The following is a 22,400-nucleotide window of genomic DNA, read 5'->3' as shown; positions in this document are numbered from 1 at the left end:
ATTATATCAAGGATTCGAGTAGGTATCAAATATCAACATTTCCTATAACAGAGCCTTTATTTAAGTAGCTCACGAGCCGTCACCGTCCAATATTTGAACAAACCCGTTTGATCCGTCGACTCGGATGTAAGCGCCGTCTTCTATGATTTCTGTCGCTTTGTCGATCCCGACGACAGCAGGAATGCCGTATTCCCTTGCTACTACTGAACCATGAGTCATCATACCGCCCACTTCCGTAATCAGTCCGACCGCTGAAGTAAAAAGCGGAGTCCAGCCCGGATCAGTATACGGCGCCACTAAAATGTCCCCTTGATTCAGCTTCGCGTCTTCAGGGCTCTTCACAACTCTGGCGGTCCCTTCGATGATTCCCGCAGAAACCGGTGTCCCTGTGAGAGCTCCTTCAGGACTTTTTGCGTTTCGCAGCTTCCCTGTAATGATCTCCCCTTCACTCGTCATCACGCGGGGGGATTTGAGCTTTTGATTGAACATATGCTGCCGTTTTCTGTCTGTTAACAATTCCGGAATATCCCCGATACCGCGATTCTCCAATAGCGCGATAAGCTCCTCAAGCGTAAAGTAAAAGACATCCTCTTCACGATTGAGAATCCCTTTTTCAACGAGGGTGTGGGCTTCTTTAAGAATGGCTTTTTTGTATAAAAACATTAGTTTTACAAGTGTAAATTTATGATGCTCCCGCATGCCCATCAGGCTTCGGTACATATGAACGAGCCGGGAGATTCTCTTTTTTTCTGGAAAACGAAATTGAGAGATGATCTCCTTTTTTGCCTCTTCAGCTTCCATTTCGCCTTGTTTAAATTTCCTCCTGTGTTCCCCGGCAACAGCCGTCCGAATATGGCTGAGTATGGACGGAACGAGCTGAACCGGAGCCTCGGCCCATCTCGGCCTTGTCATATCGATTTCTCCCACGCACCGCATCCCGTACTTTTTCAGAAAATCGTCTAAACCGTGCTTCAATTCGGCGCCGCCGGGGATTTTGAGCAGTTCTTCCATAAAGTTTTCGCTGTTTGCACGCTTGAAATAGTCAATGACATCAGGATGCTTTCTCGCCTGATCGGAAAGATCTCCTAACTCAAGACCCATTTCCGTTGTAACATTATGAGGCAGGGATTTATACAATTTCGCCAGCAAAATAGCGCTCTTCTCGTCCCCCAGCTTCTTTTTCAGCTTTTTTTCGAGCAATCCGGCTGCAATCATTCCGCTCAAGACATATACAGCGACCTTTGAAAGCACGTCTTGGAGTATATTTCCCATTCCCTTTTGGATGAAGCGGATCGTCTCGGCACCGGAAGTCCGGCTAAGCTTCTCCTCGGTGTCCGTCACGATGGCTTCAATGATCAATTCCGATTTTTTCTCGGCTTTATCGGGGTTTCTCATCAGCAGGATTCCGGCAACTTTTAATGCTGCCGGAATCAAAATCGGCGCCAAACTCCCGGCAATATGAAACATACCTTTTCTCGAGATGGAATAATGCTGATGTTCTTTGCGCTTGACTGCGTCCGATACAGCTGATGCCATCAACTGATCCATGCCGCTTAATACTTTAAGCAGCCGGCTTCGGACGAATCTGAGGGAGAGAGCACCCGTAATATCGGCGAACACCCTTCCTCCCGCTTCGCGAAGAATCGGCTGTGCCGAAGGAACTTTTTTTAAAAATCGGAGGACTTGACTGATAACCGATACGCCCAGCGGTTTCAACGGATCGGTCATCATTTGGATATAGCCAAAATTAATCAATACGTGCGGCTTATCATCAAAAACGCGGATGACCGGGTATAGGGATGTGATCGGCCGGCTTTGAAGAATGTAAAAGCTACCGCCGGCAAAAGCCCACTCGATATCCTGTTCCTTGCCGTAGTGGGCCTCGATTTTGCGCCCCAGTTCTGCCAATTCGACGATTTTTGGATCCGGCAAAGCCTGTGTTTGTTGTTTTTCCGGAGAGAGAGTTTTCTGGACGGTTCCTCCTTCAGGTACTGAGTAGATAGCCGATTCTTTCTTCGAGAGTTGTTTTTTGACGATTTCACCTGACCGAACCTGATACAGATCAGCGCTGACGACTCCGGACACCAACGCTTCACCCAAGCCAAAGCTTGCATCGATGGAAATCGTTTTGCGGTGCCCCGTGATCGGATCCGCCGTGAACATAATTCCGGAAACCTCGGGAAAAACCATCTCTTGAACGACGACTGCCAGAAAGACAGAGCGGTGGTCGAAACCGTTTTTCGCGCGGTAGGAAATCGCCCTGTCCGTAAACAGCGAGGACCAGCATTGTTTCACCGCATCAAGAAGCTGATCTTTCCCGCAGACGTTCAAAAAGGTGTCCTGTTGCCCCGCAAATGAAGCCGTCGGCAGGTCTTCAGCCGTTGCACTGGAGCGGACGGCATAGGCTTTATCTTTGCCGGTGGTATCTATGCCCTCCAATATCGCCGATTTGATCTCGTCAGGCACGGGGACCTGAGCAAGATGTTCACGAATCTGTTTCCCCGCAGTCCGAATCTGTTCAAGATCATCATGCTTGAGCTGTTCAAGCTGATCGAGCAGGCTGTCGATGATGCCGCTTGTTTTTATGAACGCACGGTAGGCTGCAGTTGATATGCAAAATCCCTGAGGAACGGGAAAGCCCGCTTTTGTCATTTCCCCGAGGTTCGCCCCTTTTCCGCCGACATCGGGCAAATCAAATTGATCGATTTCATTGAAATACAGCACGTATTTCTCCATTCTATCCTCTCCTTACACCGCTTTTTGCAGCAATTTGACGCCGCATTTTCCGGGTTGTATAAGCTGTTTTGACTGTTTGGACGATTTATTTTTCCCCGGCCAGGACTTTCAACACACTTTGTCTTTCGCGGCATGCCTTTTTTTATACGTATAAAATGAACACTATGTTGATTAATATTCATCATGTTTATTATAATTGCGCAAAAGGAGAACGCAATGAACAATCAATCAGCAAATGTTAAGTTCTCAACACAATTATGGAAATTGTTGATTTTCATGAACCGTCAGGAGGATTTGAATGACTGAACAAAAACAGGACCGCAGGGTACAGCGCACGAAAAAAATGATCAGAGACGCACTCTCTGAACTGATGAAAAATAAAACGTTTGAAGAGATATCCGTCACAGACATTACGAAGAAAGCCGATATTAACCGCGGCACGTTTTACTTGCACTACGAAGATAAATACGATTTGCTGGAACAAAGCGAGGAGGAAATCATCCAAGAGATCAATAACATTGCTAAACGCTCGATTCACTCAATGGACATATTAAAACAGGATGTGATTGACCATCCGCTGACATTCGTCGTCGACATTTTTCAATACATAAGAGAAAACGAGGTTTTTATGAAAGCCATTTTAGGCCCTAAAGGCCCGGGTTCTTTCCGTTTAAAATTTAAATCGGTTTTGAGCATCAATTTAAAACGGCTGAAAGCAGCGATCAGAACGAATCCGATTGTGCCGGAGGACTACTTGATTTCCTACATAACCGGCGCTCATATCAGCGTCATGCAGCAATGGCTGGAAAACGGCATGAAAGAGTCGCCGCATGATATGGCGCTCATCTTATCAAAAATAACTGGAATGGGCCCTGCATATGCGGCAGGACTGAGAAAAAAATGACTGGCTTCAAAAGAGGGATGTACCCTCTTTTTTGCTTTTTTCGTGAAATGTATAAGAAATCAAAAACAATCCAAAATATAGTGAAAAAGGTGGTGAGACCATGCAGAAGAAAGGCATTCAAAACAGCAGCCTCGAGCAGCTGAAAAACGATCACGAAACAGAAAGTGCATTCCAGCAGGATGACAAAAGCAATAAACAGCAACAAAACAGGAATGCTTTAAAATAAGCTGAAAGGTGAGGAAACGAAATGAAGCATGTAAGAGCGTTGTGTTTAAAATTCATTGTGAGCCTTGTCCTTTTATATGTGGTCCTAACTCTGTTTTTTGGCGTTCCATTCGGCGAAATGTTTGTTTTGACATTGTTTTTGGGTGTGATATCCTATTTGATCGGAGATCTTCTGCTGCTGCCGCGAACAAACAATACAACTGCGACAATGGGAGATTTTGGCCTTTCACTCGTATTGATCTGGGCGATTCTCGCGATGCAAAATAATCCGCCGTATGGTACGCTTGCTGCAGCTTCAATCGTAGCAGCGATCGGCGTCACCGTGTTCGAATATTTCTTCCACCGCTATATGGAAGCCAACGTTTTGGACGAAACGAAAAACGGAAACCGGGAAAACAGGGAAAAGCGAGGCTCATTGCAGTATCAAAGCGAAGCATCTGAGGAGCTTTATCCGGTTACCCCATCCAAAAAACAGGACAAAGAATGAGCACGAAAACCTGCCGATTGGCAGGTTTTTTACTCTTTATGCCCCGGGGTATTTTTCTTAATTAAAGGAATATGCGTCTTTTTCACGAATTGATATTAAAAAAGTGAGGAGGACAAAAAGTATGACACATAACGCACTAAAGCATTTAGACTATCACAATTGGGCGAATCAAAGGGTTCTCAGCCACCTGAAAAGCCTGCCTGAAGAGCTGTTTACCCGGGAAATCAAAAGCGTTTTTCAATCTGTATCTGAGGTTGTTACCCATATGTGCTTTGCTGACGCCTTATGGCTTAAGGTTATATCCGGAGCCCCTTACGAGGAAGCAAAGGAAACAGGCATGCGGCTGAAAGAAGAATTAAAGGGAAAAAAGATCGATGACTTCGTTTCCATCTTTCATGACACGGCGCTTCAATATGAAACGTTTTTTGAAAATCTTGAAGACCCCGATGATGAAATCACGATTGCACATCCAGCATTCGGTGAAATCAAAACGCCTATTAGCGAACTCCTTCATCACGTGGTCAACCACGGCACTTATCACAGAGGCAACATTTCAGCGATGTTGAGACAAATGGGTGAAGCAGGTGTGCCGACGGACTATGTTTATTATTTATTAAGCATGAAGCAAACGACATAAGTAAAAAAACCCTTGTTCCGCTTTGGGAACAAGGGTTTCGTAATTAAAATGATGCTGCAAGCTTTTTAGCTTCTGCTAAGCCGTTTTCAATAATCTTTTGAGCGTCGTCAGGAACAGCGTTGTGTCCTTCGATGACAACGGTATGCAGGTCTTGAACACCGAAGAAGCCCATGACGGTTTTCATGTAGTTCAATGACATTTCCATTGCAGCCATCGGTCCTTCAGAATAGAAGCCTCCTCTGGCATTTAACAGAGCAACCTTCTTGTCTCCCATCAGACCTTTAGGTCCTTCAGGAGTGTATGTAAATGTCACTCCTGCGCGGGACAAGTAGTCCACATAAGTGTGAAGTACAGCTGGAACAGCGAAGTTCCACAAAGGGAAAGCAAAAACAACTTTATCGGCTTTGACGAATTCGTCCAAGTAACGATCCGCTACAGCTGCAGCAGCTTTTTCATCCTCGTTCAATTCCATGCCTTTTCCTGCTTTAAATGTCCCGTTAATGGCATTTCTGCCCAGGTACGGCGGGTTTTCTTTGTAAAGATCAAGCTCTACAATTTCATCGTTTGGATGATTTTCTTTATAGCTGTTAAGAAACGCTTCATAAAGTTTAACAGATACAGCTTCTTCAACTGTACGGTCATTAGCTTTAACAAACAATACTTTAGACATTCTATTTTCCTCCCGTTGCTAACGTTTTAATATTTACTTACAAATAGTATGTTACTTTCATTTAAATAGAAAGTCAACTCATTTATTTTGATGCCAAAATATGTTTCTATCAAAAAAGCCCTGTTCATATTTGATAAAAAACAAACGATTGCTCATATCAGCAAGAACTTTCGTTCGGATAATACAACATTATTTAAGTTCAAGCATAAAATATTATATTATGTAGCATATTTATGCGTGGTCGGAATATGCTGCGAAGCAAATAAAAAAGTTTTCGTTTAGGTTACAATGGCACATCTCATTAGGAACATTTATAGCGATAACAATATACAAACCAAGTGATACTTGCACTTAGTAAAGACAACGCAATCAGTGCGGTTAGATAACTATACGTTTGCCAAACTAGAAATGACCTCCAACTAGCCCCAAATATTGTGGGGAGGATTAGGCATAGGATACCTATAAAAATTGTAGTCACAAGCCAAAAAGCTATGAGTGTCAATCTCTTTTTCGTTAACGGTAATTTCCTATTCTGTTTCTTTCTACGCACCCCTAAAAAGAAAAATAGAATTGCTAGTAATGTTAGAGCAATTGTAGCGGAAGATAGGGCGATATCGGAAATCTGCATCAAACTCATTTGATAGCTTTGGGAGATATTTCCGTCTAAAATATCCTTAATATTATATAACATGTCAATATTTGTACTGGCACTATTGGATAATAGAGAGATACCTAGCTGTTCTTCTGGGAATAAGAATATATTTGTTGCAAACGTTGGATTACCACCTGCGTGTTGGCTGAATGTCTGATCTGCATTCACGACCCACCCCGCCCCATAGTACAGTTCATCCACAGCCGCAACAGACCTATTGCCCTCATGTGATTTTGCAATCAGCCCTTGAAAGATTTCCGGAATATCTTCAACAATTCCCAATTGAATTCCCATCCAACGGGCTATGTCTTGAGAGGACGAAAACAGATACCCAGCAGGTGTGTTTCCTCTAAATTCCGGTGCATCATATGGCAGCGTCATGAAAAAAGCGGAACGATAGCCCTGTGCCAACTGACCTGTCGCTTGTACCTTACCTCTATTCGCATAAGTTTCATACAACCCCAGTGGTCGAAATACTTGTTCTTCCATAAAATCCTCAAAGCTTTGTCCCGATACGGTTTCTATCACCAAGCCCAGCACATCATAATTTACCGTCCCATATTCATATCTTTCGCCAGGTGGAAATACCACTTCGGCATCTATTAACATTTCAACGGTCTTTTGCAACATATCTGGTGTATTTCCCTCTGGGATATGCTGAGTATGATACCTATTGATTAACCCTGTAGTATGATGAAGGAAATGATTCAAAGTAACACTCTGCATGTCAACGGGCTGTCCCTGATATCGCAATGAGAACCAAGGTAAATACTCTACAACCGAATCGTCCATAGACAAAAATCCCTGCTCTTCCAAAAGTAAAATTCCTAAAGCAGTAAAAGCTTTGCTGACGGAGGCTAACTCCCATATGGTGTTTTCATTGGTCAAAATCCCTTCCTCAGAGTTTGCATAGCCGGATGAAAAGAAATAGGTATCATCCCTTGATTGTATTGAAACTGACATGCCCGGTGTGCCAGATATACGCCTAGCATCTTCTAATAATGATTGGATTGCAACAGACTCTTCCTCTGTCAATGCATAGGCTGAGGTGTTAAATCCAACAAACAACATAAATACTGTGATTATTGTTATAATTATCATCTTACTTCTCATGAGACAACCCCCAGTAATAAAATATTGACTCGCTATCTGTGATCATGATGCCACTATATTTTTTCATTTCAAAGCAGACACATTATACCGATTATACAGGGGAAAAGGTTATTTCTGAATATGTAATGAGATTAATAAAATGGAAAAAGATAGATTGAGTTATGGCGCAGTACGTAAAAACTATTACCTTATCTTTGATAAACATAATAGAGAAATTTACATATTAAACATGATTATATGTAAATCTCCTTATTTTTCTGCTAATGTAAAAGATTTTGATAGGTGTATATTCAATGCTTTCACATGATTTTTAATGTCTACAATCCATCAAGCAATTGTTTCTTCGTTTTATATCCAGATATTATACTTTATCGGCGTTCTGTCTCTCACTCAACATCGATTATGCCCCTATGACAATATGTCCGCAAGAATTTCATTGCAGAATTTGATACTTTTTTCTCCCTCTCTAATAGTTGATATGATAAGGATATTACACAATATCACAACTCATCATGCGATAATAACATTGAACAAATAAAGATTTATTTTGCCCCCCTACAACTCCAATACAAATCGTAATATGATATTAACCGTAACAAAGATATAGACAGAAACTTAGCAAGCGAGAAAATAAAAATGAGAAAGAGCGATGTATGAAGAGCTATTTTTTTGAAAAACAACATTGCATATCGTGATATTATTTTGTGAGAATAGCCATACTAAAACCTTTCTACATTCGAAAAATCACTTCATAAGCTGTCTTTGAAAGGAATGATTTTAAAATACTCCCATACAACTAAATACAGATGTTTGAAACTACTACATTCATGAATGGAAACCTAAGATGACTTGTTTCAAGCGAGACATACAAGCAGTCTCTAAACATTGTAGTTGATAAAACAGCGAGCAGTATTGACCGTAAAAGCTGTTATGTAGACTAATGATTGTAAAAACAATCTACTATATATCGCCATGATGGAAGCCTATTCCAGAGCGATTGATAAGCGCCGAGATACCGAATACGAACGGTTAGCGAGATAAATAGAAATAGTGCTTCATTTTTCACAATGGAAGTGAGTGCATGGAGAAATTATGAAAAACAGCCGAAGCACACCGCTTCCGCAAGCGGCAGCAAAAGCGAGCAAGTGGAAGCGGTGTGCTTGTCGTTGCGTAGCAACGACACCATTCTACCTCCCCATATCTAACAGGGAGGTAGGAAATAGAGAATAATAGTATGGAATCCGTTGATACGGTAAGGGAAATGATGTCCTGTGCTGGAATTTTGTGGCGGACATTTGAGATATATCAAGGAATTGGATAAAAAAAGACTTTTATATCAGATTGATGGAAGAAACAAAGAGATTTGACTTAGGCATAGATTCTTTTAAACAACTAACACTGGATATATCTTGTGAAGAAAAATGATATACAAAAAGCTACCTTTCAAAGATACCTAGAAGCGTCAGGAATTATTAGAAAGTTATTCGGAAATATTCAGTTAAAAGATATGAATGACATTGTTGTGCAAAGAAAAATTGATGAATACGCAAAGAAGCGTTCTCACAGTACCACTCGCAGCTTGTTAATAAAAGTCAAAATGGCACTTCGTGACGCTTACGCTCGTGGTTATCTCACGAATGATTTCGCAGAACTTGTCAAACCTCGTGGGAAAGAGTTATCGAAACGAAACAAAGCGTTATCCATTACGGACTTCCAAAAGCTAAGAACATATCTACTAGCACACACAGAGGAAGAATTTCATGTGCTCGTCTTAGTAGCTTTAGAAACAGGTATGCGAAGAGGAGAATTGGGTTAACGTAGACACCTTCTTGATGAAGTGAGTCTGCAAAACGTAAAGTTGTGTCGCGATCTGGAAGAATAATTGGAATAATAGGTGATTCACTATGTAATACATTAAGACCTATTTGTTGAATGCCGTCTCTTAAGTAAGTACTTTTCGTTTTCGTGTAACTTTTCCTGGATGTCCGGATTTTTCTCTAGAATATCAATAGCTGCAATTAAACCTCCGATAACTGATAAATGTTTTATTGTGTCGAGTACTTGACTCCCCGTCGACAGTTGTAGGACATCTCTTTTAACAAACAGAGCCATAGAAAAAAGCACCCTGTTTTTGCGGGTGCTTATTTTGAATCCTGCTCCTCATCAAGACGTTCGTAAGCATATGAACGCTTTTGATCCATCGTTTCTCTGTTTGTCAAATCCTTCATTTGCCGTGTAAATTGCTCGTCATATCCTTCCCCCTCTTGATTTCTTTTTTCTGTTTCAGCTTGAGTCTCCGCGGTTTTTCTTGCATATGGAACGGCTTCGAGGCGCTCATATGGTATTTCTTGACCTGTTGCTTCACATATTCCGTATGTGCCGTCTTCCAATCGCTTGAGGGCGTCTTCCACTTCTTTTAATAAATTTCTGTCCGTCTGCCGGAAGGTCTGCTCTCTCATTCGTTCAAAATAAACGCCGGCATGGTCAGCCTGATGATTGTCAACTCCGTTTGAAAGCTCGCCCGTTTCTTCCGCCATCGACTGATCTGTTCCTTCTGCAGGGGAAAGGCTTTGTTTTAAGTCAATTAATTTATGGTAGAGATGGTCTTTTTGTTTTTGTGTTAATGGCATGGCTGATCCTCCTCCTTTCTTCTTCCTTTCCCGATTTCGTGGGAGAAAAACCCGCCTTTCCAAAATAAAAAGGCCGTTCAGACGCGGACAAGCGGTGAACAGCCTTTACGGTTTATGCACATAAGTATTTTGATAACAGCGCTTGAATTTCAAGCATGTCGGTATCCTTCGTAAATTCCAGGTCAAAGATTTTGCTGCTGGTCATCAGAGAAAGAGAACTGTCTGGATTGAACATGCTGACTTCTCTGATTGCAAAGCCTTCAATCGATCTGTACGGCAGGAAAACGCGGACTTTCTTTTTGGAAAACAGTTTATTATCAAAAAAAATAATCCGCTTGTTCGTAAAACATATTTGATCTATTCTTAGTCTGCAAACCGATTCTATTTTTTCTCCTTCTATAAGCAGCGGTTCAAATTTTTTGCCGTCTGCTGTTTTGCTTGCTGAAAAAACGCCCAATCAAAACCCCTCTTTCTATGTGTCCAATTTATGTTTATGCACAAGGCAAAGTATGCTGTCAGTTACTAATAAGGATACGATAACCCTGATTTATAAACAATTACGAGCAGATTACATTTCTTTAACTCTATATGTTTGTTTTTACTATCAATTAATACGCCCGGCGGACGCGTGAGGTTTCAACTTTTTTATCAGTTTTTTCAGCTTATTTTTCGTTTGCTATCAATCAAAAGGTGCATAACGGTTATAACAAAAAACCGCAGCAAGATGTTCTTCTTCTCTGCGGTTCTCTTCTGACGATTTTATCATGCCTTTTGTGTACGTATCAGGCACTTGCTCCTGCTTCCGATTCAGTCAGCCGATTTTTTAGGAAGGCCTGTGTTTTTTTCTTCAACAACCCTTCATGTGTGATTTGATGATCCAGGCGAATGAATTCAAGCTTTTACTTCTTCAAAGTATTCTTTGTAATAGCCGCCGACTTTGTTTGTATTATCGATAATAAACAGAAACTCTTCCGTTTCGTTTTTGACCTCGTAAACGTTACCGACGGTCAGCGCTCTGTTGACGATGTACTTTTTGGCATCGGTATGTATGCACTTTACTTTTTTAATGGTTTTATTGTTCTGCCATTTTTCGTGAATCATGTGGATGTCTCCTTTTTCATACGTGTATAGTTTCCATTGTAGCGTTTTTTCGCCGAAATGCAATGCGCTCTGCTGGCGAATGTGATTTTGCCAAGCATGAATATTGATTTGGTTTCATTCCCTGTTATAGAATGGTGGTGTATAGTTCCAAAATCAGAAATATATCCCTCTTTCATCCGCGTAATGACCGAATCAAAAGACAAACCAGCACCAAGACAACTCACCTGAAGACAGACCAAAATTTTAAAGGAGGTTTGTTTGACAAACATGAGTTCATTAACGATGCAGGTCAGTAAGAAGCTGGAGTCATTTTTGCAGGGAACAAAGAAGCTCTATATTAACGGGGAATTTGTAGCCAGCGCCTCAAACAAAACGTTTGAGACCCCAAACCCGGCGACTGGTGAAACGCTCGCCACCTTGTATGAAGCAGGTCCCGAGGATGTCGACAAAGCGGTAAAAGCTGCGCGGGAAGCCTTTGACCGCGGTGAGTGGCGGACGATGAACCCGGCCGAAAGAAGCCGGCTGATGTACAAACTCGCCGATCTGATGGAGGAACACAAAACGGAACTGGCTCAGCTTGAAACGCTGGATAACGGGAAGCCGATCAGCGAAACGACCGCCGGCGATATTCCGCTGTCAATTGAACATATGCGCTATTATGCGGGCTGGGCGACGAAAATAACCGGGCAGACGATTCCTGTTAACGGACCTTATTTCAACTATACACGACATGAGCCTGTCGGAGTTGTCGGGCAAATTATCCCTTGGAACTTCCCGCTTCTGATGGCCATGTGGAAAATGGGAGCCGCGCTTGCAGCCGGATGTACGGTTGTCTTAAAACCGGCGGAACAAACGCCGCTTTCCGCTCTGTATTTAGCGGAACTGATCGATGAGGCAGGCTTCCCGAAAGGCGTCATCAACATCATTCCTGGCTTCGGTGAGACGGCCGGAGAAGCTCTGACCGATCACGCCCTTGTTGACAAACTGGCATTCACAGGGTCAACGGAAATCGGCAAAAAGATTATGGAGAAAGCGGCCAAATCGGTCAAACGGGTTACCCTTGAGCTCGGCGGAAAGTCCCCGAATATCATCCTCCCTGACGCCGATCTGAAGAAAGCGATTCCAGGCGCACTAACCGGCGTCATGTTCAATCAGGGCCAAGTATGCTGTGCGGGATCGCGCGTTTTCATCCATAAAGACCAATATGACAAAGTCGTTGAAGAAATGGCCGCTTATTCCAAATCACTCCGCCAAGGTGCGGGCCTTCATGAAGACACGCAAATGGGACCGCTTGTCAGCAAAGAGCAGCACGAACGCGTCCTCTCGTATATTGAAAAAGGACGCCAGGAAGGTGCGAAAATCGCAGCCGGCGGAACATGCCCTTATGAACAGGGATACTTTGTTTCTCCGACTGTATTCACCAATGTCGAAGACGAGATGACAATAGCAAAAGAAGAAATCTTCGGTCCTGTTTTGGCGGCGATCCCTTATGAAACGGTAGATGAAGTCATCGAACGGGCCAATCGCAGCGAATACGGCCTTGCTGCTGGCGTATGGACGGAAAATTTGAAAAACGCCCACTATATCGCCGACCGTCTGCAAGCCGGTACCGTTTGGGTCAACTGCTATAATGCCTTTGACGCCGCATCCCCATTCGGCGGCTACAAACAGTCGGGACTCGGACGTGAAATGGGCTCATACGCTCTGGATAACTATACAGAAGTAAAAAGCGTCTGGATTCATACAGGCGAATAACGCAAGACATGAGTTTCTGCAGCCGCCCTGTCGATCAGGGCGGTTTTCTTTTTTATAGAAGTAAACATTTATAGATACATATGGTAAAATAGATGATAGTTTAAGTCGACTGGAATGATAAAACCGTGTATTCTTCCTCTCTTGGCAAAACCCTCTGGAATCAAAAAAGTTTTAGATACATATGGGCGTCACAAACAGCACAGGCTGTCGGGTCGATTTTGATGACGATCATCGTCATGGTCGATGTGTTTAAGGAAACGAACTCTGTATTCGGATCCGGTCTGGTTTTGGCTTTATCCTCGTTCGGCAGTGTAATAGGCGGAGCGATGGCTGCTTTTGCTATTCAGCGCCTCGACCTGCTGCAAACAGCCGCTTATTCAACATGGTTCAGAGCGGTCTGCGCATTATGCATCGGCTTATGCCAATCGCTGGGCTTACCCTCTTATATCATTTATATGCTGCTATTTTTGCAAAGCTTTGTCGGCTCGTGGTATTCCCCCGCACAATTAGGTTTACTGTATCAAGCGATTAAAAAGCGCGATTACGTGGCGGCATCGGGAAGCATCGTGACGGTCAACCAGTTTGTTCAGGCAGCAGGCTGGGGTCTCGGCGGCTATTTAACTGTTTTGGCCCAGACTCATACGTTGACAGTGTTTACAGCAGGACTCTTTTTCGTATCAGGGCTTTTAATCAAATTGCCTGATTTCAAAAAAGCGGTTCCCCCTCGTCAAAAAACCCGTATACAATCAGTCTGGCGCACTGTATACAGGAAGAAAACTGTTTTGTTGCTTACGATGATGGACATGTCAGAAGGTTTAGCAAATGCGGTCTGGACTTCCGCCGTTTTGCTGGCTTTTACAAAAGAGGTGTTAAATAAAGGAGAGGCTTGGTGGGGATTCATCAATGCCGGTTATTTTTTGGGAGCGATTTTGGGCGGCATTCTCGCTGTGCTCTTTTCCAACCAGCTCAAAAAAAGGCTTGGCCTCATGATTGTCTTGGGTTCTGTTTCAATGGGAATCACAACGCTTTTATTCGCCTATTCGTCAAATCCCCTCCTTTCGGTCATCCTCTGTATCATGATGGGTCCGCTTTATCAAGTAAGAGACGTCAGCCAGACGGTTATCCTTCAAGATACGTTGACAGATGAAGAGCGTGCACCGGTCACCGCCGCCAAAAATACTATTTTGACTGCATGGTCTGTCTTAACAATCGCCATTATGGGGGCTTTGGCGGACTTGATCGGGGTGCAAAGCGTATTTATCGCTGCCGCTGTATTATATGCCGGAACAGCCGCTGTCACATTTTTCGTGCGGGATGTGAGAACGTACAGCCAGTCTGCAAGGCAGCAGACGAAAGGGGAAATAGAAGGATGAAGCTGTTGTGGATTTTTCTCATCAACGGTATATTTGGAGTGATCGTTTTAGAAATAAAAGAAGCTTATTCGATGCAGCGGCGCTGATCGCCAGCGGCCTGTTTTCGGCGGCATTTGCAGCCGTTCAGCAAAGATTGAAAAATAAGAATACACAAAGCGGCGCTGGAGTAGAATAAAATGCTGTGCGCCCTCCGCTTCAGCGGGATATCAGCTCTTCGTACTCCCGCTTCAATATTCCCATAATGATTTCATCTGAGTATTTTTCATTCATATAAAGAGCCTCCCTGACCGTTCCTTCCCTTTTAAATCCCGCTTTTTCATATGCTTTCAGCGCGCGGATATTGTGTGAAAAGACTTCGAGCTGGAGGCGGTTAAGGCGGAGCCTTTCGAAAGCAAACTGCATGGCCAGCCGCACCGCTTCAAAGCCATAGCCTTTGTTCAAATTAGCGGGGCTGTGCAAAGCAATTCTAAATCCCGCTTTTCGATTCGTCCGGTCAATGTCCATAATGGACAGATCGCCTATCAAACGATCGTCCTCCTTTAAGCAGACGGCAAAATCATAGCGCGTCTCATCACTCGAGATTCTCTCGTAGTGCTCATAAAGGTCTTCCATCGTAAATTCGCGCGTCGTGCCCGTCATATACCTGATGTCTTCATTTTGAACGGCTTTGTAAAAGCTCTTCATATCGCCTTTTTCAATAGGCCTGAGATAAACCTTGCAGCTCTCGAACATCGACCGCCCCTCCCTTGCTACTTTTGATACGCGGCAAACCAATGGTATGGCTGTATTTCCTTTAAAGATTTATAAACCAGACGCCCATCCGGTACAGTTACAGCCGCTTTAAGATCCGGACCCCAATAAAAAAGCCTTTCCTGGCATACCCCGCACGGCGTTAATACCTTGCATTCGGAATGTTCATCGTCTCTCGCAACACAAACAGAGTGCGTAATTTTCGCCTGATACTTATGGGCTTCGAGAATGGCGCCCGTTTCAATGCATAATTCTGTTGAAGCATTGATTACTTCCGGAGCCACGCTCGTTAAGATTCTTCCGTCTTCGGTGTACATGGCGGCTGCCCCGCCCCATCCGGTCGGATACCTCTTTTTGATCAAGTCGACTGCTGTATCATACAGCATCTGTTCAATATTCATTCAGCACCATCCCCCAAACATTGTTACTAATGTCTCTCTTTTTACAATACCTGAAATTGGAACGGAGGTAAATGAAGTTATTCAAAGACAAAATCGGAAGGCTCACGATTTCCTAATGATGCTCACCGCCTAACAAAAGCCGGCAAGCCCCTGCTGACGTATGCCTGTATCTTCATCGCCTGTTCAAAATCGCTGTTCTTCTGTTTTCACCCGATTGGCATGACACATTTCCCAAATGAATACAGTAATATGAAGGAGATGAGAAGATTGCGTTCTTTACTAGAAGACGTGAAAGCTTTCAGACAAAAAACGCTCGCAGAGCTTCAAAATAGACAGAAGCCAGATGGTTCGTGGCGTTTTTGTTTTGAAGGGCCCGTGATGACAGACAGTTTTTTCATTCTGATGCTGACTTCACTTGGCGATCAGGACTCTTCTCTCATCACAAGTCTTGCTGAACGAATCCGTTCAAGGCAGAGCGAAGACGGCGCGTTTCGCAATCACCCGGATGAAAAAGCGGGCAATTTAACAGCGACAGTCCAGGGCTATACCGGGATGCTGGCTTCGGGGCTCTATGACCGGAGAGATGCGCATATGCAGAAAGCCGAGGCTTTTATTAAGGACGCAGGCGGATTGAAGGACGTCCACTTTATGACGAAGTGGATGCTCGCCGCCAACGGTCTGTATCCATGGCCGAGAGCCTATATTCCGCTCTCATTTTTACTGATCCCGTCCTATTTCCCGCTGCATTTTTACCATTTCAGCACATATGCAAGAATTCATTTTGTCCCGATGGCGATTACGTTTAATCGGCGATTCTCTTTAAAAAACAGCCAAATCGGCTCGCTTCGGCACCTGGATGAAGCCATGTCAAAAAACCCTCTCGACTGGCTGAACATCCGCTCTTTTGACGAGAGAACCTTCTATTCTTTCAATCTGCAATGGAAACAGCTCTTTCAATGGCCGGCTTACGTCCATCAGCTCGGATTTGAAGCGGGCAAAAAATATATGCTGGACAGAATCGAAGAAGACGGAACACTATACAGCTATGCGAGCGCGACCATGTTCATGATTTACAGCCTGCTGGCGATGGGAATAGCAAAAAACGCCCCCATTGTCAAAAAAGCAGTCAGCGGAATCAAAAGTCTCATTTCATCATGCGGAGGAGACGGCGCCCATCTGGAAAACTCAACTTCCACCGTCTGGGATACGGCCCTCATCAGCTATGCCATGCAGGAATCCGGAATGCCTGAACAACATTCTTCCATCTCATCGGCAGCCGACTACCTTCTCAAAAGACAGCATGTGAAAAAAGCGGACTGGGCTGTCTCAAATCCTCAAGCGGTCCCTGGCGGGTGGGGTTTTTCACACATCAATACAAACAATCCCGATTTGGACGATACCGCTGCGGCATTAAAAGCAATTCCTTTTCAACGGCGTCCGGCTGCATGGAACCGGGGGCTCGCCTGGCTTTTATCCATGCAAAACAAGGACGGAGGGTTTGCGGCATTTGAAAAAAACGTTGACCATCCGCTCATCCGAAATCTGCCGCTCGAATCAGCAGCTGACGCAGCAGTCGATCCGTCAACGGCAGACTTGACTGGACGCGTTCTTCATCTGCTCGGGCTTAAAGGGCGGTTCACAGATAACCATCCTGCGGTCCGGCGCGCCCTCGGGTGGCTTGATCATCATCAGAAAGCGGACGGCTCTTGGTATGGCAGATGGGGCGTCTGCTTTATTTACGGTACATGGGCCGCACTCACCGGTATGAAAGCTGTCGGGGTTTCCGGCAACCACGCGTCTGTCAAAAAAGCGATCTCCTGGCTTAAATCGATCCAGCGTGAAGACGGAAGCTGGGGAGAATCTTGCAAAAGCTGTGAAGCGAAGCGTTTTGTCCCTCTTCACTTTGGAACAGTTGTTCAATCTTCATGGGCGCTGGAGGCGCTTTTGCAATATGAGCGTCCGGATGATCCACAGATCATAAAAGGGATTCGTTTTCTCATCGATGATCACGAAACCTCGCGTGAGCGACTCGAATACCCGACGGGAATCGGGCTGCCGAAACAATTCTACATCCGCTATCACAGCTATCCTTTTGTGTTTTCATTGCTCGCTTCAAGCGCATTTATTAAAAAAGCGGAAATGAGGGAGACATATTGAACAGAGATGCTTACAAAGAAAAAATAGCGTCGTGGGCCAAAAACCTGAAAGACCAGATGAAAGATGATACTTCTTTAGAAAGCCATTTAGAAAACCTTTTTCAATCACTGGATGATCCTCGTGCGACCGAACAGGAATGGTATGAACAGGCAGAAGCCGTGTATCAGGCCATCTCCCGCAGTGATGCATCTCAAGCAGGCCGGCAGCCATTCAGAACAGTGCCGATCGGAGGCCATCGCCTGCCAAGCCTGCCCTACTCGTATTCAGCCCTTGAGCCTTATATTTCAAAAGAAATTATGTTTCTTCATCATACAAAACATCACCAAAGCTATGTCGACGGCTTAAACAAAGCTGAAAAAGAACTGCAGAAAGCGAGGCAAACCAAACAGTTCGACCTCGTAAACCATTGGGAAAGAGAGCTCGCCTTCCACGGAGCCGGGCACTATTTGCACACGATATTTTGGTATGCGATGCACCCAAAAGGAAAAAGGCGGCCGACAGGCGAATTGCTGGAGATGATCAACCGTTCTTTCGGGAGCTATTCGGCCTTTAAAGAACAATTTTCCGAAGCGGCGAAAAAGGTGGAAGGCGTGGGCTGGGCGATCCTCGTCTGGGCGCCCCGCTCGCACCGCTTGGAAATCCTGATCGCAGAAAAACATCAGCTGATGAGCCAATGGGATGTGATCCCCCTTCTCCCGCTCGACGTATGGGAGCACGCATATTACCTTCAATATAAAAATGAAAAGGCAAAATACGTCGATAATTGGTGGAATGTCGTTGATTGGAGAGAACCTGAAAGGCGATTTGCGACAGCAAAGCGCGTTCTATGGGAGCCGTTCTGATTCAAATTCAATGGCGGGACTTCAACTATTGAAGTCCTGTTTTGTTTCGATAGTTGCACCGGACATCGGCCTCCCCGTCATCAGAGATGAAAAAGACTTGCCTCAAAAAGCGGACGAGCCTTTCCTCTCACACCTTTCTCTTCTCGGTGCCAGGCAACCGTCGACACTGGCCGAATCGAGCTAAAGTGCCGATATCTTATCACTCTCATACAAGTATCTATTTCTCTTAAACCCTTTATCGTATGTAATAAGATGCCAAGTAAAAGTTTAAATATTCCATTTTATCTTGAGGGTTGTTAGAACTGATAACACGGAGATTGCTGAGGCGGCGTCGGGAGAGAAATCCCACAACCATGCACCCTTCCGAATCCGCTATTTTGATCATGCCTTTATGAAATATCGAATCTGCAACATTCTATCAATATATCCCAAATTTGTGCCTTAAGTATGAAATGTGAACATTTTTTGATTTATTTGGAAAATAGTCACTTTTCCTCATTCTTCTAATTTCAAAAATCGTTTAGCTATTCTACAAGAAGGGAGGGAATAAATGTTCAAACTGTCGATGTTTGTCTGATTCAGCTGGTCAGTTTTTCGAAAAATGGCAATTTATTTTAGGAGGGTTAATTATGAAAAAAATGTTTGCTTTCTTTACAGCCTTAATGCTCGGGTTGACTTGTCTGCCGTACTTATCAGAAGCGAAAGAATCAAAACATACGGACAGTTCTGTAACAACCTTACCTTCTATGTCTATACCCACACCTCTCAATCAGTCATTGAACCAGGAAAAACAGTTTAAAACTTCTGCTATTGATCTAAGCATCAGCCTCGATCTCTTAGGAATCGGAAACTCGATTAGGGATGCTATCGTTCAAAGCAATAACCGCAGCGGTTTCGTCAAAAACTGCATGGAAACCGCTTTTTATTCTGCAGGCCAAAGATACAATGTCATGGTGTTCAACTTAAGCCAAGGCTATCATAATGGTTTAAGAGGAGTTAAATTTTATGGATCTGCCAACTATCATGGCGTGATTTACGGCATTTGGGTATTTGAAAGCGGACAATTTACAAACCAAGGAGACGGCGGCTGGATTAACTGGGCATTTAAAGGCTGGTTTGATCGAAACGGCCAAACTGTAACATTCCGTAAGCCTTAATCAAAGTCAAGGTATCCCCCTCTTCTGCTTGCCGGTAAAATCGTATAAGCGAATTCACCGGCAGGCTTTTTTAATATTTCTGCCCCAGAAAAACAGCCGCTTTTTCCCTTCCTCCCCTTTTATCAAACACTTGCCTTGCCGATCATACAGCCGACCAAAAAGACTGCACTGCTCACCTAAGCGATGCTTATCTTTACCGGCACGCAACTGTCTGCATGAAAAAAAGGCCGGATTTATCCGGCTTATAAACAATTCAATCTTAGAATACGCCGATGACGTCCAAAAAGACAACAATAATGACGATTGGAGCTGCGTAGCGAATCAACAGAAGCCAGGCTGCAAACCATTTTCTGCTGATTTTAGAGCCCTCTTTCAATTCGGCAAACAGCTCGTCTTTCGGAATTTTAAGCGGCACAAAAACGGCGATGAGCAAAGCGCCGAGCGGCATTAAAATATTGCTGACAAGATAATCCGCCGCATCAAAAATCGATAGATTAAAAATCGATACATCCTGAAGCACGCCGTATGATAATGCTGAAGGGATTCCGAATAGGAAAATCGCAATTCCTCCCGCCCAAGCGAAAGCCTGTCTTTTTTTAGGGTCCCCTTTTGACAAGGAAGAAACAAGAATTTCAAGCATTGAAAATGCAGACGTCAGTGTAGCAAATAAAAATAAGAGCAGAAACGCCAATAAAAAGATGATTCCTAAAGGCATCTTGTGAAAGACTGACGGCAGCACATTAAATAACAGCATCGGGCCGGCATCAGGAGATAATCCGAATGAAAAAACGGCCGGAAAAATTGCAAACCCGGCAAGAATCGCTACAGATACATTGAGCAATGTCACTGAAACGGCTGATTGTACAAGGTTTTCTTTTTTCGATAAATAAGAGCTGTACGTTACCATAACGGAAACACCGACACTCAGCGAGAAAAAGGATTGTCCAAGCGCAAACAGCACCGTTTTGGCTGTGATATGGGAAAGATCAGGTTTTAAGAAAAACTCCAAGCCTTCCATTGAACCGGGAAGTGTGAGCGAACGGATGATCAAAAGCAGAAAAATAATGAACAGAGCAGGCATCATAAACTTGCTCGCTTTTTCAATTCCGCTTCTGACTCCTTTTGCAACGACAAGGATCGTTAGCATGATAAATGCAAATTGGCTCGCAAGAACGAGATACGGATTTGCAATCGTCTCCCCGAAAAGCCCGGCATAATCCGTACTTCTTGACAGTTCACCGGTCAGCCCTTTGACAATATAAATGATGATCCAGCCGCCGACAACACTATAGAAAGACAGCAGAATAAAACACGTGATAATGCCGAGGCGTCCAATCCAGTGCCAAAGCGAGCCGGGAGCCAGCTCCTTGTAGGATTCAACGGCATCTTTTTGAGTCTTTCTGCCGATAATGAACTCCGCCATTAATAAAGGAAGCCCAATCAATAAAGTAAAAAGAATAAACATAAGTAAAAATGCTCCGCCGCCGCTTGTTCCGGCAACATAAGGAAACTTCCATATCGCGCCGAGCCCGATTGCCGAGCCGGCCGAAGCTAAGATAAATCCAAGCTTTGATGACCATATATTTTGTTTATTTTCCACTTAAGCACCTCTTCTTCTCGGTCTAATTGCACATGGCTACAAACTATCATTTTAAAAAGCATAAACGAATTCGTCAAGGTTTTCAAACATTTCTTTCAGTTTACATAATAATATTATTTTAAACAATTCTTTATTTTACTAGTATTGAATTATTCAGAATATTAATTATAATAAGAGGATGTTACATTTTCTACAGATGTGAGGAGCTGGACTTATGAGTTATTTGATCAAAATCAGTCAATTTGCAGGAAAAACGTTCGCCATTTGGGTGATTCTATTTGCGGTTCTCGGCTTTGCCTTTCCGTCGCAGTTCACTTGGATCATCCCTTACATTACGATCCTGCTTGGCGTGATTATGTTTGGGATGGGATTGACATTGTCAGCGGACGATTTTAAAGAGCTGCTGAGACGTCCCCTGCATGTGCTGATCGGTGTGCTGATTCAATATACGGTCATGCCGTTGCTCGCTTTTGGACTGGCCTATGGCCTCGGTCTTCCCCCCGAAATAGCGGTAGGGGTCATTTTAGTGGGATGCTGCCCCGGGGGAACGGCATCAAATGTCATGACATTTTTTGCGAAGGGAAACATCGCCCTGTCTGTGGCGATCACAACGGTTTCCACATTGCTTGCGCCTTTTTTAACGCCGTTTCTCATTTTATTTTTCGCAAAAGAATGGCTTCCGGTATCTCCGGACTCGCTGTTCGTGTCGATTTTGCAGGCCGTGCTGCTTCCGATTATTGCCGGTCTGATCGTTCAATTTTTCTTTAAAAAACAAGTGAAAAAAGCTGTTCAGGTGCTTCCGCTCGTCTCCGTTCTCGGCATCGTCGCCATCGTCTCAGCGGTCGTCGGGGGCAATCGGGAAAACATTATTCAATCGGGGCTGTTGATTTTTGCGGTTGTTGTTCTTCATAATGGCCTCGGACTTTTCTTCGGCTTTATCTTGGCAAAGTGCTTTAAAATGGATTATGCATCTCAAAAAGCCGTGGCTATTGAGGTCGGCATGCAGAATTCGGGTCTCGGCGCGGCATTGGCGACGGCGCACTTCTCCCCTCTTTCCGCTGTTCCGAGCGCTGTTTTCAGCGTCTGGCATAACCTTTCAGGCTCATGGCTTGCGACATATTGGGGCAAAAAAACAAAGAAGCAGAAGAATGACAATCATTCTCCTGCCCCGCAGAAGATAAACAAAAAGCTTTGACCGTACATGCGGCCA

General features: G+C 44.1%; 22 protein-coding genes. 12 read left to right on the top strand and 10 right to left on the bottom strand.

The window, feature by feature from the left end; translation table 11 throughout:
• Window positions 1-69 precede the first annotated feature (69 nt).
• On the bottom strand, window positions 70-2,736 hold the full coding sequence (locus H2R00_RS04290; protein ID WP_182070525.1) for a phosphoenolpyruvate synthase: 2,667 nt from the start codon (window positions 2,734-2,736) through the stop codon (window positions 70-72).
• 298 nt (window positions 2,737-3,034) lie between these two features.
• Between H2R00_RS04290 and H2R00_RS04285 the strand changes: the two genes are divergently transcribed.
• From H2R00_RS04285 to H2R00_RS04270, 4 genes are all read left to right on the top strand, one after another.
• Window positions 3,035-3,640: a TetR/AcrR family transcriptional regulator gene (locus tag H2R00_RS04285; protein ID WP_182070524.1), complete on the top strand. Its 606-nt coding sequence runs from the start codon at window positions 3,035-3,037 to the stop codon at window positions 3,638-3,640.
• A 100-nt stretch (window positions 3,641-3,740) separates the two neighbouring features.
• Complete coding sequence (locus H2R00_RS04280; protein ID WP_154999747.1) at window positions 3,741-3,866, top strand: biofilm-forming protein; 126 nt, start codon at window positions 3,741-3,743, stop codon at window positions 3,864-3,866.
• 21 nt (window positions 3,867-3,887) lie between these two features.
• On the top strand, window positions 3,888-4,352 hold the full coding sequence (locus tag H2R00_RS04275) for a YndM family protein (protein WP_182070523.1): 465 nt from the start codon (window positions 3,888-3,890) through the stop codon (window positions 4,350-4,352).
• Between the two features lie 121 nt (window positions 4,353-4,473).
• Window positions 4,474-4,989, top strand: a complete 516-nt coding sequence (locus tag H2R00_RS04270; protein WP_182070522.1) for a DinB family protein — start codon at window positions 4,474-4,476, stop codon at window positions 4,987-4,989.
• 43 nt (window positions 4,990-5,032) lie between these two features.
• On the opposite strand, the gene H2R00_RS04265 is transcribed toward H2R00_RS04270, so the two are convergent.
• On the bottom strand, window positions 5,033-5,659 hold the full coding sequence (locus tag H2R00_RS04265) for an FMN-dependent NADH-azoreductase (protein WP_154996747.1): 627 nt from the start codon (window positions 5,657-5,659) through the stop codon (window positions 5,033-5,035).
• 301 nt (window positions 5,660-5,960) lie between these two features.
• Window positions 5,961-7,424, bottom strand: coding sequence for a serine hydrolase domain-containing protein (locus H2R00_RS04260; RefSeq protein ID WP_182070521.1), 1,464 nt, complete (start codon window positions 7,422-7,424; stop codon window positions 5,961-5,963).
• 1,411 nt (window positions 7,425-8,835) lie between these two features.
• On the opposite strand from H2R00_RS04260, the gene H2R00_RS04255 reads away from it, so the two are divergent.
• Window positions 8,836-9,240 carry a site-specific integrase gene (locus H2R00_RS04255; protein ID WP_182070520.1) on the top strand — a complete coding sequence of 135 codons (405 nt, stop codon included), beginning with the start codon at window positions 8,836-8,838 and terminating at the stop codon, window positions 9,238-9,240.
• Here the strand turns inward: H2R00_RS04255 and H2R00_RS21470 are convergent.
• The 4 genes from H2R00_RS21470 to H2R00_RS04235 all read right to left on the bottom strand — a co-directional run bounded on the left by H2R00_RS21470 (window position 9,128) and on the right by H2R00_RS04235 (window position 11,155).
• A complete protein-coding gene (locus H2R00_RS21470; RefSeq protein WP_367304831.1) occupies window positions 9,128-9,358 on the bottom strand; it encodes a hypothetical protein in 231 nt (76 codons plus the stop codon). The genes H2R00_RS04255 and H2R00_RS21470 overlap by 113 nt on opposite strands.
• 207 nt (window positions 9,359-9,565) lie before the next feature.
• Window positions 9,566-10,054, bottom strand: a complete 489-nt coding sequence (locus H2R00_RS04245) for a TraR/DksA family transcriptional regulator (RefSeq protein WP_043928037.1) — start codon at window positions 10,052-10,054, stop codon at window positions 9,566-9,568.
• 112 nt (window positions 10,055-10,166) lie between these two features.
• Window positions 10,167-10,511 carry a PH domain-containing protein gene (locus H2R00_RS04240; protein ID WP_020451808.1) on the bottom strand — a complete coding sequence of 115 codons (345 nt, stop codon included), beginning with the start codon at window positions 10,509-10,511 and terminating at the stop codon, window positions 10,167-10,169.
• A 434-nt stretch (window positions 10,512-10,945) separates the two neighbouring features.
• Entirely contained in the window at window positions 10,946-11,155 is a 210-nt protein-coding gene (locus H2R00_RS04235) for a DUF6501 family protein (RefSeq protein WP_043928038.1), read from the bottom strand.
• Between the two features lie 267 nt (window positions 11,156-11,422).
• On the opposite strand from H2R00_RS04235, the gene H2R00_RS04230 reads away from it, so the two are divergent.
• The 3 genes from H2R00_RS04230 to H2R00_RS04220 all read left to right on the top strand — a co-directional run bounded on the left by H2R00_RS04230 (window position 11,423) and on the right by H2R00_RS04220 (window position 14,458).
• The gene (locus tag H2R00_RS04230; protein ID WP_182070519.1) at window positions 11,423-12,910 is read left to right on the top strand and encodes an aldehyde dehydrogenase family protein; all 1,488 of its coding nucleotides are present in this window, start codon (window positions 11,423-11,425) and stop codon (window positions 12,908-12,910) included.
• A 125-nt stretch (window positions 12,911-13,035) separates the two neighbouring features.
• The gene (locus tag H2R00_RS04225; RefSeq protein WP_244958280.1) at window positions 13,036-14,283 is read left to right on the top strand and encodes an MFS transporter; all 1,248 of its coding nucleotides are present in this window, start codon (window positions 13,036-13,038) and stop codon (window positions 14,281-14,283) included.
• Between the two features lie 7 nt (window positions 14,284-14,290).
• Entirely contained in the window at window positions 14,291-14,458 is a 168-nt protein-coding gene (locus H2R00_RS04220) for a hypothetical protein (RefSeq protein ID WP_182070518.1), read from the top strand.
• A 20-nt stretch (window positions 14,459-14,478) separates the two neighbouring features.
• Here H2R00_RS04220 and H2R00_RS04215 read toward each other — a convergent pair whose 3' ends face one another.
• Together H2R00_RS04215 and H2R00_RS04210 are read right to left on the bottom strand one after the other, a co-directional pair.
• Entirely contained in the window at window positions 14,479-15,015 is a 537-nt protein-coding gene (locus H2R00_RS04215) for a GNAT family N-acetyltransferase (protein ID WP_182070517.1), read from the bottom strand.
• Between the two features lie 17 nt (window positions 15,016-15,032).
• Entirely contained in the window at window positions 15,033-15,434 is a 402-nt protein-coding gene (locus H2R00_RS04210; protein ID WP_182070516.1) for a cytidine deaminase, read from the bottom strand.
• A gap of 267 nt (window positions 15,435-15,701) precedes the next feature.
• On the opposite strand from H2R00_RS04210, the gene H2R00_RS04205 reads away from it, so the two are divergent.
• From H2R00_RS04205 to H2R00_RS04195, 3 genes are all read left to right on the top strand, one after another.
• Window positions 15,702-17,591, top strand: coding sequence for a terpene cyclase/mutase family protein (locus tag H2R00_RS04205; protein WP_182070515.1), 1,890 nt, complete (start codon window positions 15,702-15,704; stop codon window positions 17,589-17,591).
• Complete coding sequence (locus H2R00_RS04200) at window positions 17,588-18,433, top strand: superoxide dismutase (protein ID WP_182070514.1); 846 nt, start codon at window positions 17,588-17,590, stop codon at window positions 18,431-18,433. The genes H2R00_RS04205 and H2R00_RS04200 overlap by 4 nt, the downstream gene beginning before the upstream one ends.
• A gap of 629 nt (window positions 18,434-19,062) precedes the next feature.
• Window positions 19,063-19,590, top strand: a complete 528-nt coding sequence (locus H2R00_RS04195; protein WP_154998249.1) for a stress response protein YvgO — start codon at window positions 19,063-19,065, stop codon at window positions 19,588-19,590.
• A 259-nt stretch (window positions 19,591-19,849) separates the two neighbouring features.
• Here H2R00_RS04195 and H2R00_RS04190 read toward each other — a convergent pair whose 3' ends face one another.
• Window positions 19,850-21,190 carry a sodium-dependent transporter gene (locus tag H2R00_RS04190; RefSeq protein ID WP_154998251.1) on the bottom strand — a complete coding sequence of 447 codons (1,341 nt, stop codon included), beginning with the start codon at window positions 21,188-21,190 and terminating at the stop codon, window positions 19,850-19,852.
• 214 nt (window positions 21,191-21,404) lie between these two features.
• Between H2R00_RS04190 and H2R00_RS04185 the strand changes: the two genes are divergently transcribed.
• Window positions 21,405-22,385, top strand: coding sequence for a bile acid:sodium symporter family protein (locus H2R00_RS04185; RefSeq protein ID WP_182070513.1), 981 nt, complete (start codon window positions 21,405-21,407; stop codon window positions 22,383-22,385).
• Window positions 22,386-22,400: the final 15 nt, after the last annotated feature.

The organism is Bacillus haynesii, assembly GCF_014042035.1.
GTDB lineage: Bacteria > Bacillota > Bacilli > Bacillales > Bacillaceae > Bacillus > Bacillus haynesii.
This window is presented reverse-complemented; position numbering and strand designations above follow the sequence as displayed.

What these genes read in the sequence shown, in the direction of transcription:
- H2R00_RS04230 (WP_182070519.1), top strand. Translation starts at nt 11,423, where the DNA reads ATGAGTTCATTAACGATGCAGGTCAGTAAGAAGCTGGAGTCATTTTTG.
- H2R00_RS04210 (WP_182070516.1), bottom strand. Translation starts at nt 15,434, where the DNA reads ATGAATATTGAACAGATGCTGTATGATACAGCAGTCGACTTGATCAAA.
- H2R00_RS04290 (WP_182070525.1), bottom strand. Translation starts at nt 2,736, where the DNA reads ATGGAGAAATACGTGCTGTATTTCAATGAAATCGATCAATTTGATTTG.
- H2R00_RS04260 (WP_182070521.1), bottom strand. Translation starts at nt 7,424, where the DNA reads ATGAGAAGTAAGATGATAATTATAACAATAATCACAGTATTTATGTTG.
- H2R00_RS04270 (WP_182070522.1), top strand. Translation starts at nt 4,474, where the DNA reads ATGACACATAACGCACTAAAGCATTTAGACTATCACAATTGGGCGAAT.
- H2R00_RS04235 (WP_043928038.1), bottom strand. Translation starts at nt 11,155, where the DNA reads ATGATTCACGAAAAATGGCAGAACAATAAAACCATTAAAAAAGTAAAG.
- H2R00_RS04285 (WP_182070524.1), top strand. Translation starts at nt 3,035, where the DNA reads ATGACTGAACAAAAACAGGACCGCAGGGTACAGCGCACGAAAAAAATG.
- H2R00_RS04195 (WP_154998249.1), top strand. Translation starts at nt 19,063, where the DNA reads ATGAAAAAAATGTTTGCTTTCTTTACAGCCTTAATGCTCGGGTTGACT.
- H2R00_RS04185 (WP_182070513.1), top strand. Translation starts at nt 21,405, where the DNA reads ATGAGTTATTTGATCAAAATCAGTCAATTTGCAGGAAAAACGTTCGCC.
- H2R00_RS04275 (WP_182070523.1), top strand. Translation starts at nt 3,888, where the DNA reads ATGAAGCATGTAAGAGCGTTGTGTTTAAAATTCATTGTGAGCCTTGTC.
- H2R00_RS04265 (WP_154996747.1), bottom strand. Translation starts at nt 5,659, where the DNA reads ATGTCTAAAGTATTGTTTGTTAAAGCTAATGACCGTACAGTTGAAGAA.
- H2R00_RS04280 (WP_154999747.1), top strand. Translation starts at nt 3,741, where the DNA reads ATGCAGAAGAAAGGCATTCAAAACAGCAGCCTCGAGCAGCTGAAAAAC.
- H2R00_RS04215 (WP_182070517.1), bottom strand. Translation starts at nt 15,015, where the DNA reads ATGTTCGAGAGCTGCAAGGTTTATCTCAGGCCTATTGAAAAAGGCGAT.
- H2R00_RS04245 (WP_043928037.1), bottom strand. Translation starts at nt 10,054, where the DNA reads ATGCCATTAACACAAAAACAAAAAGACCATCTCTACCATAAATTAATT.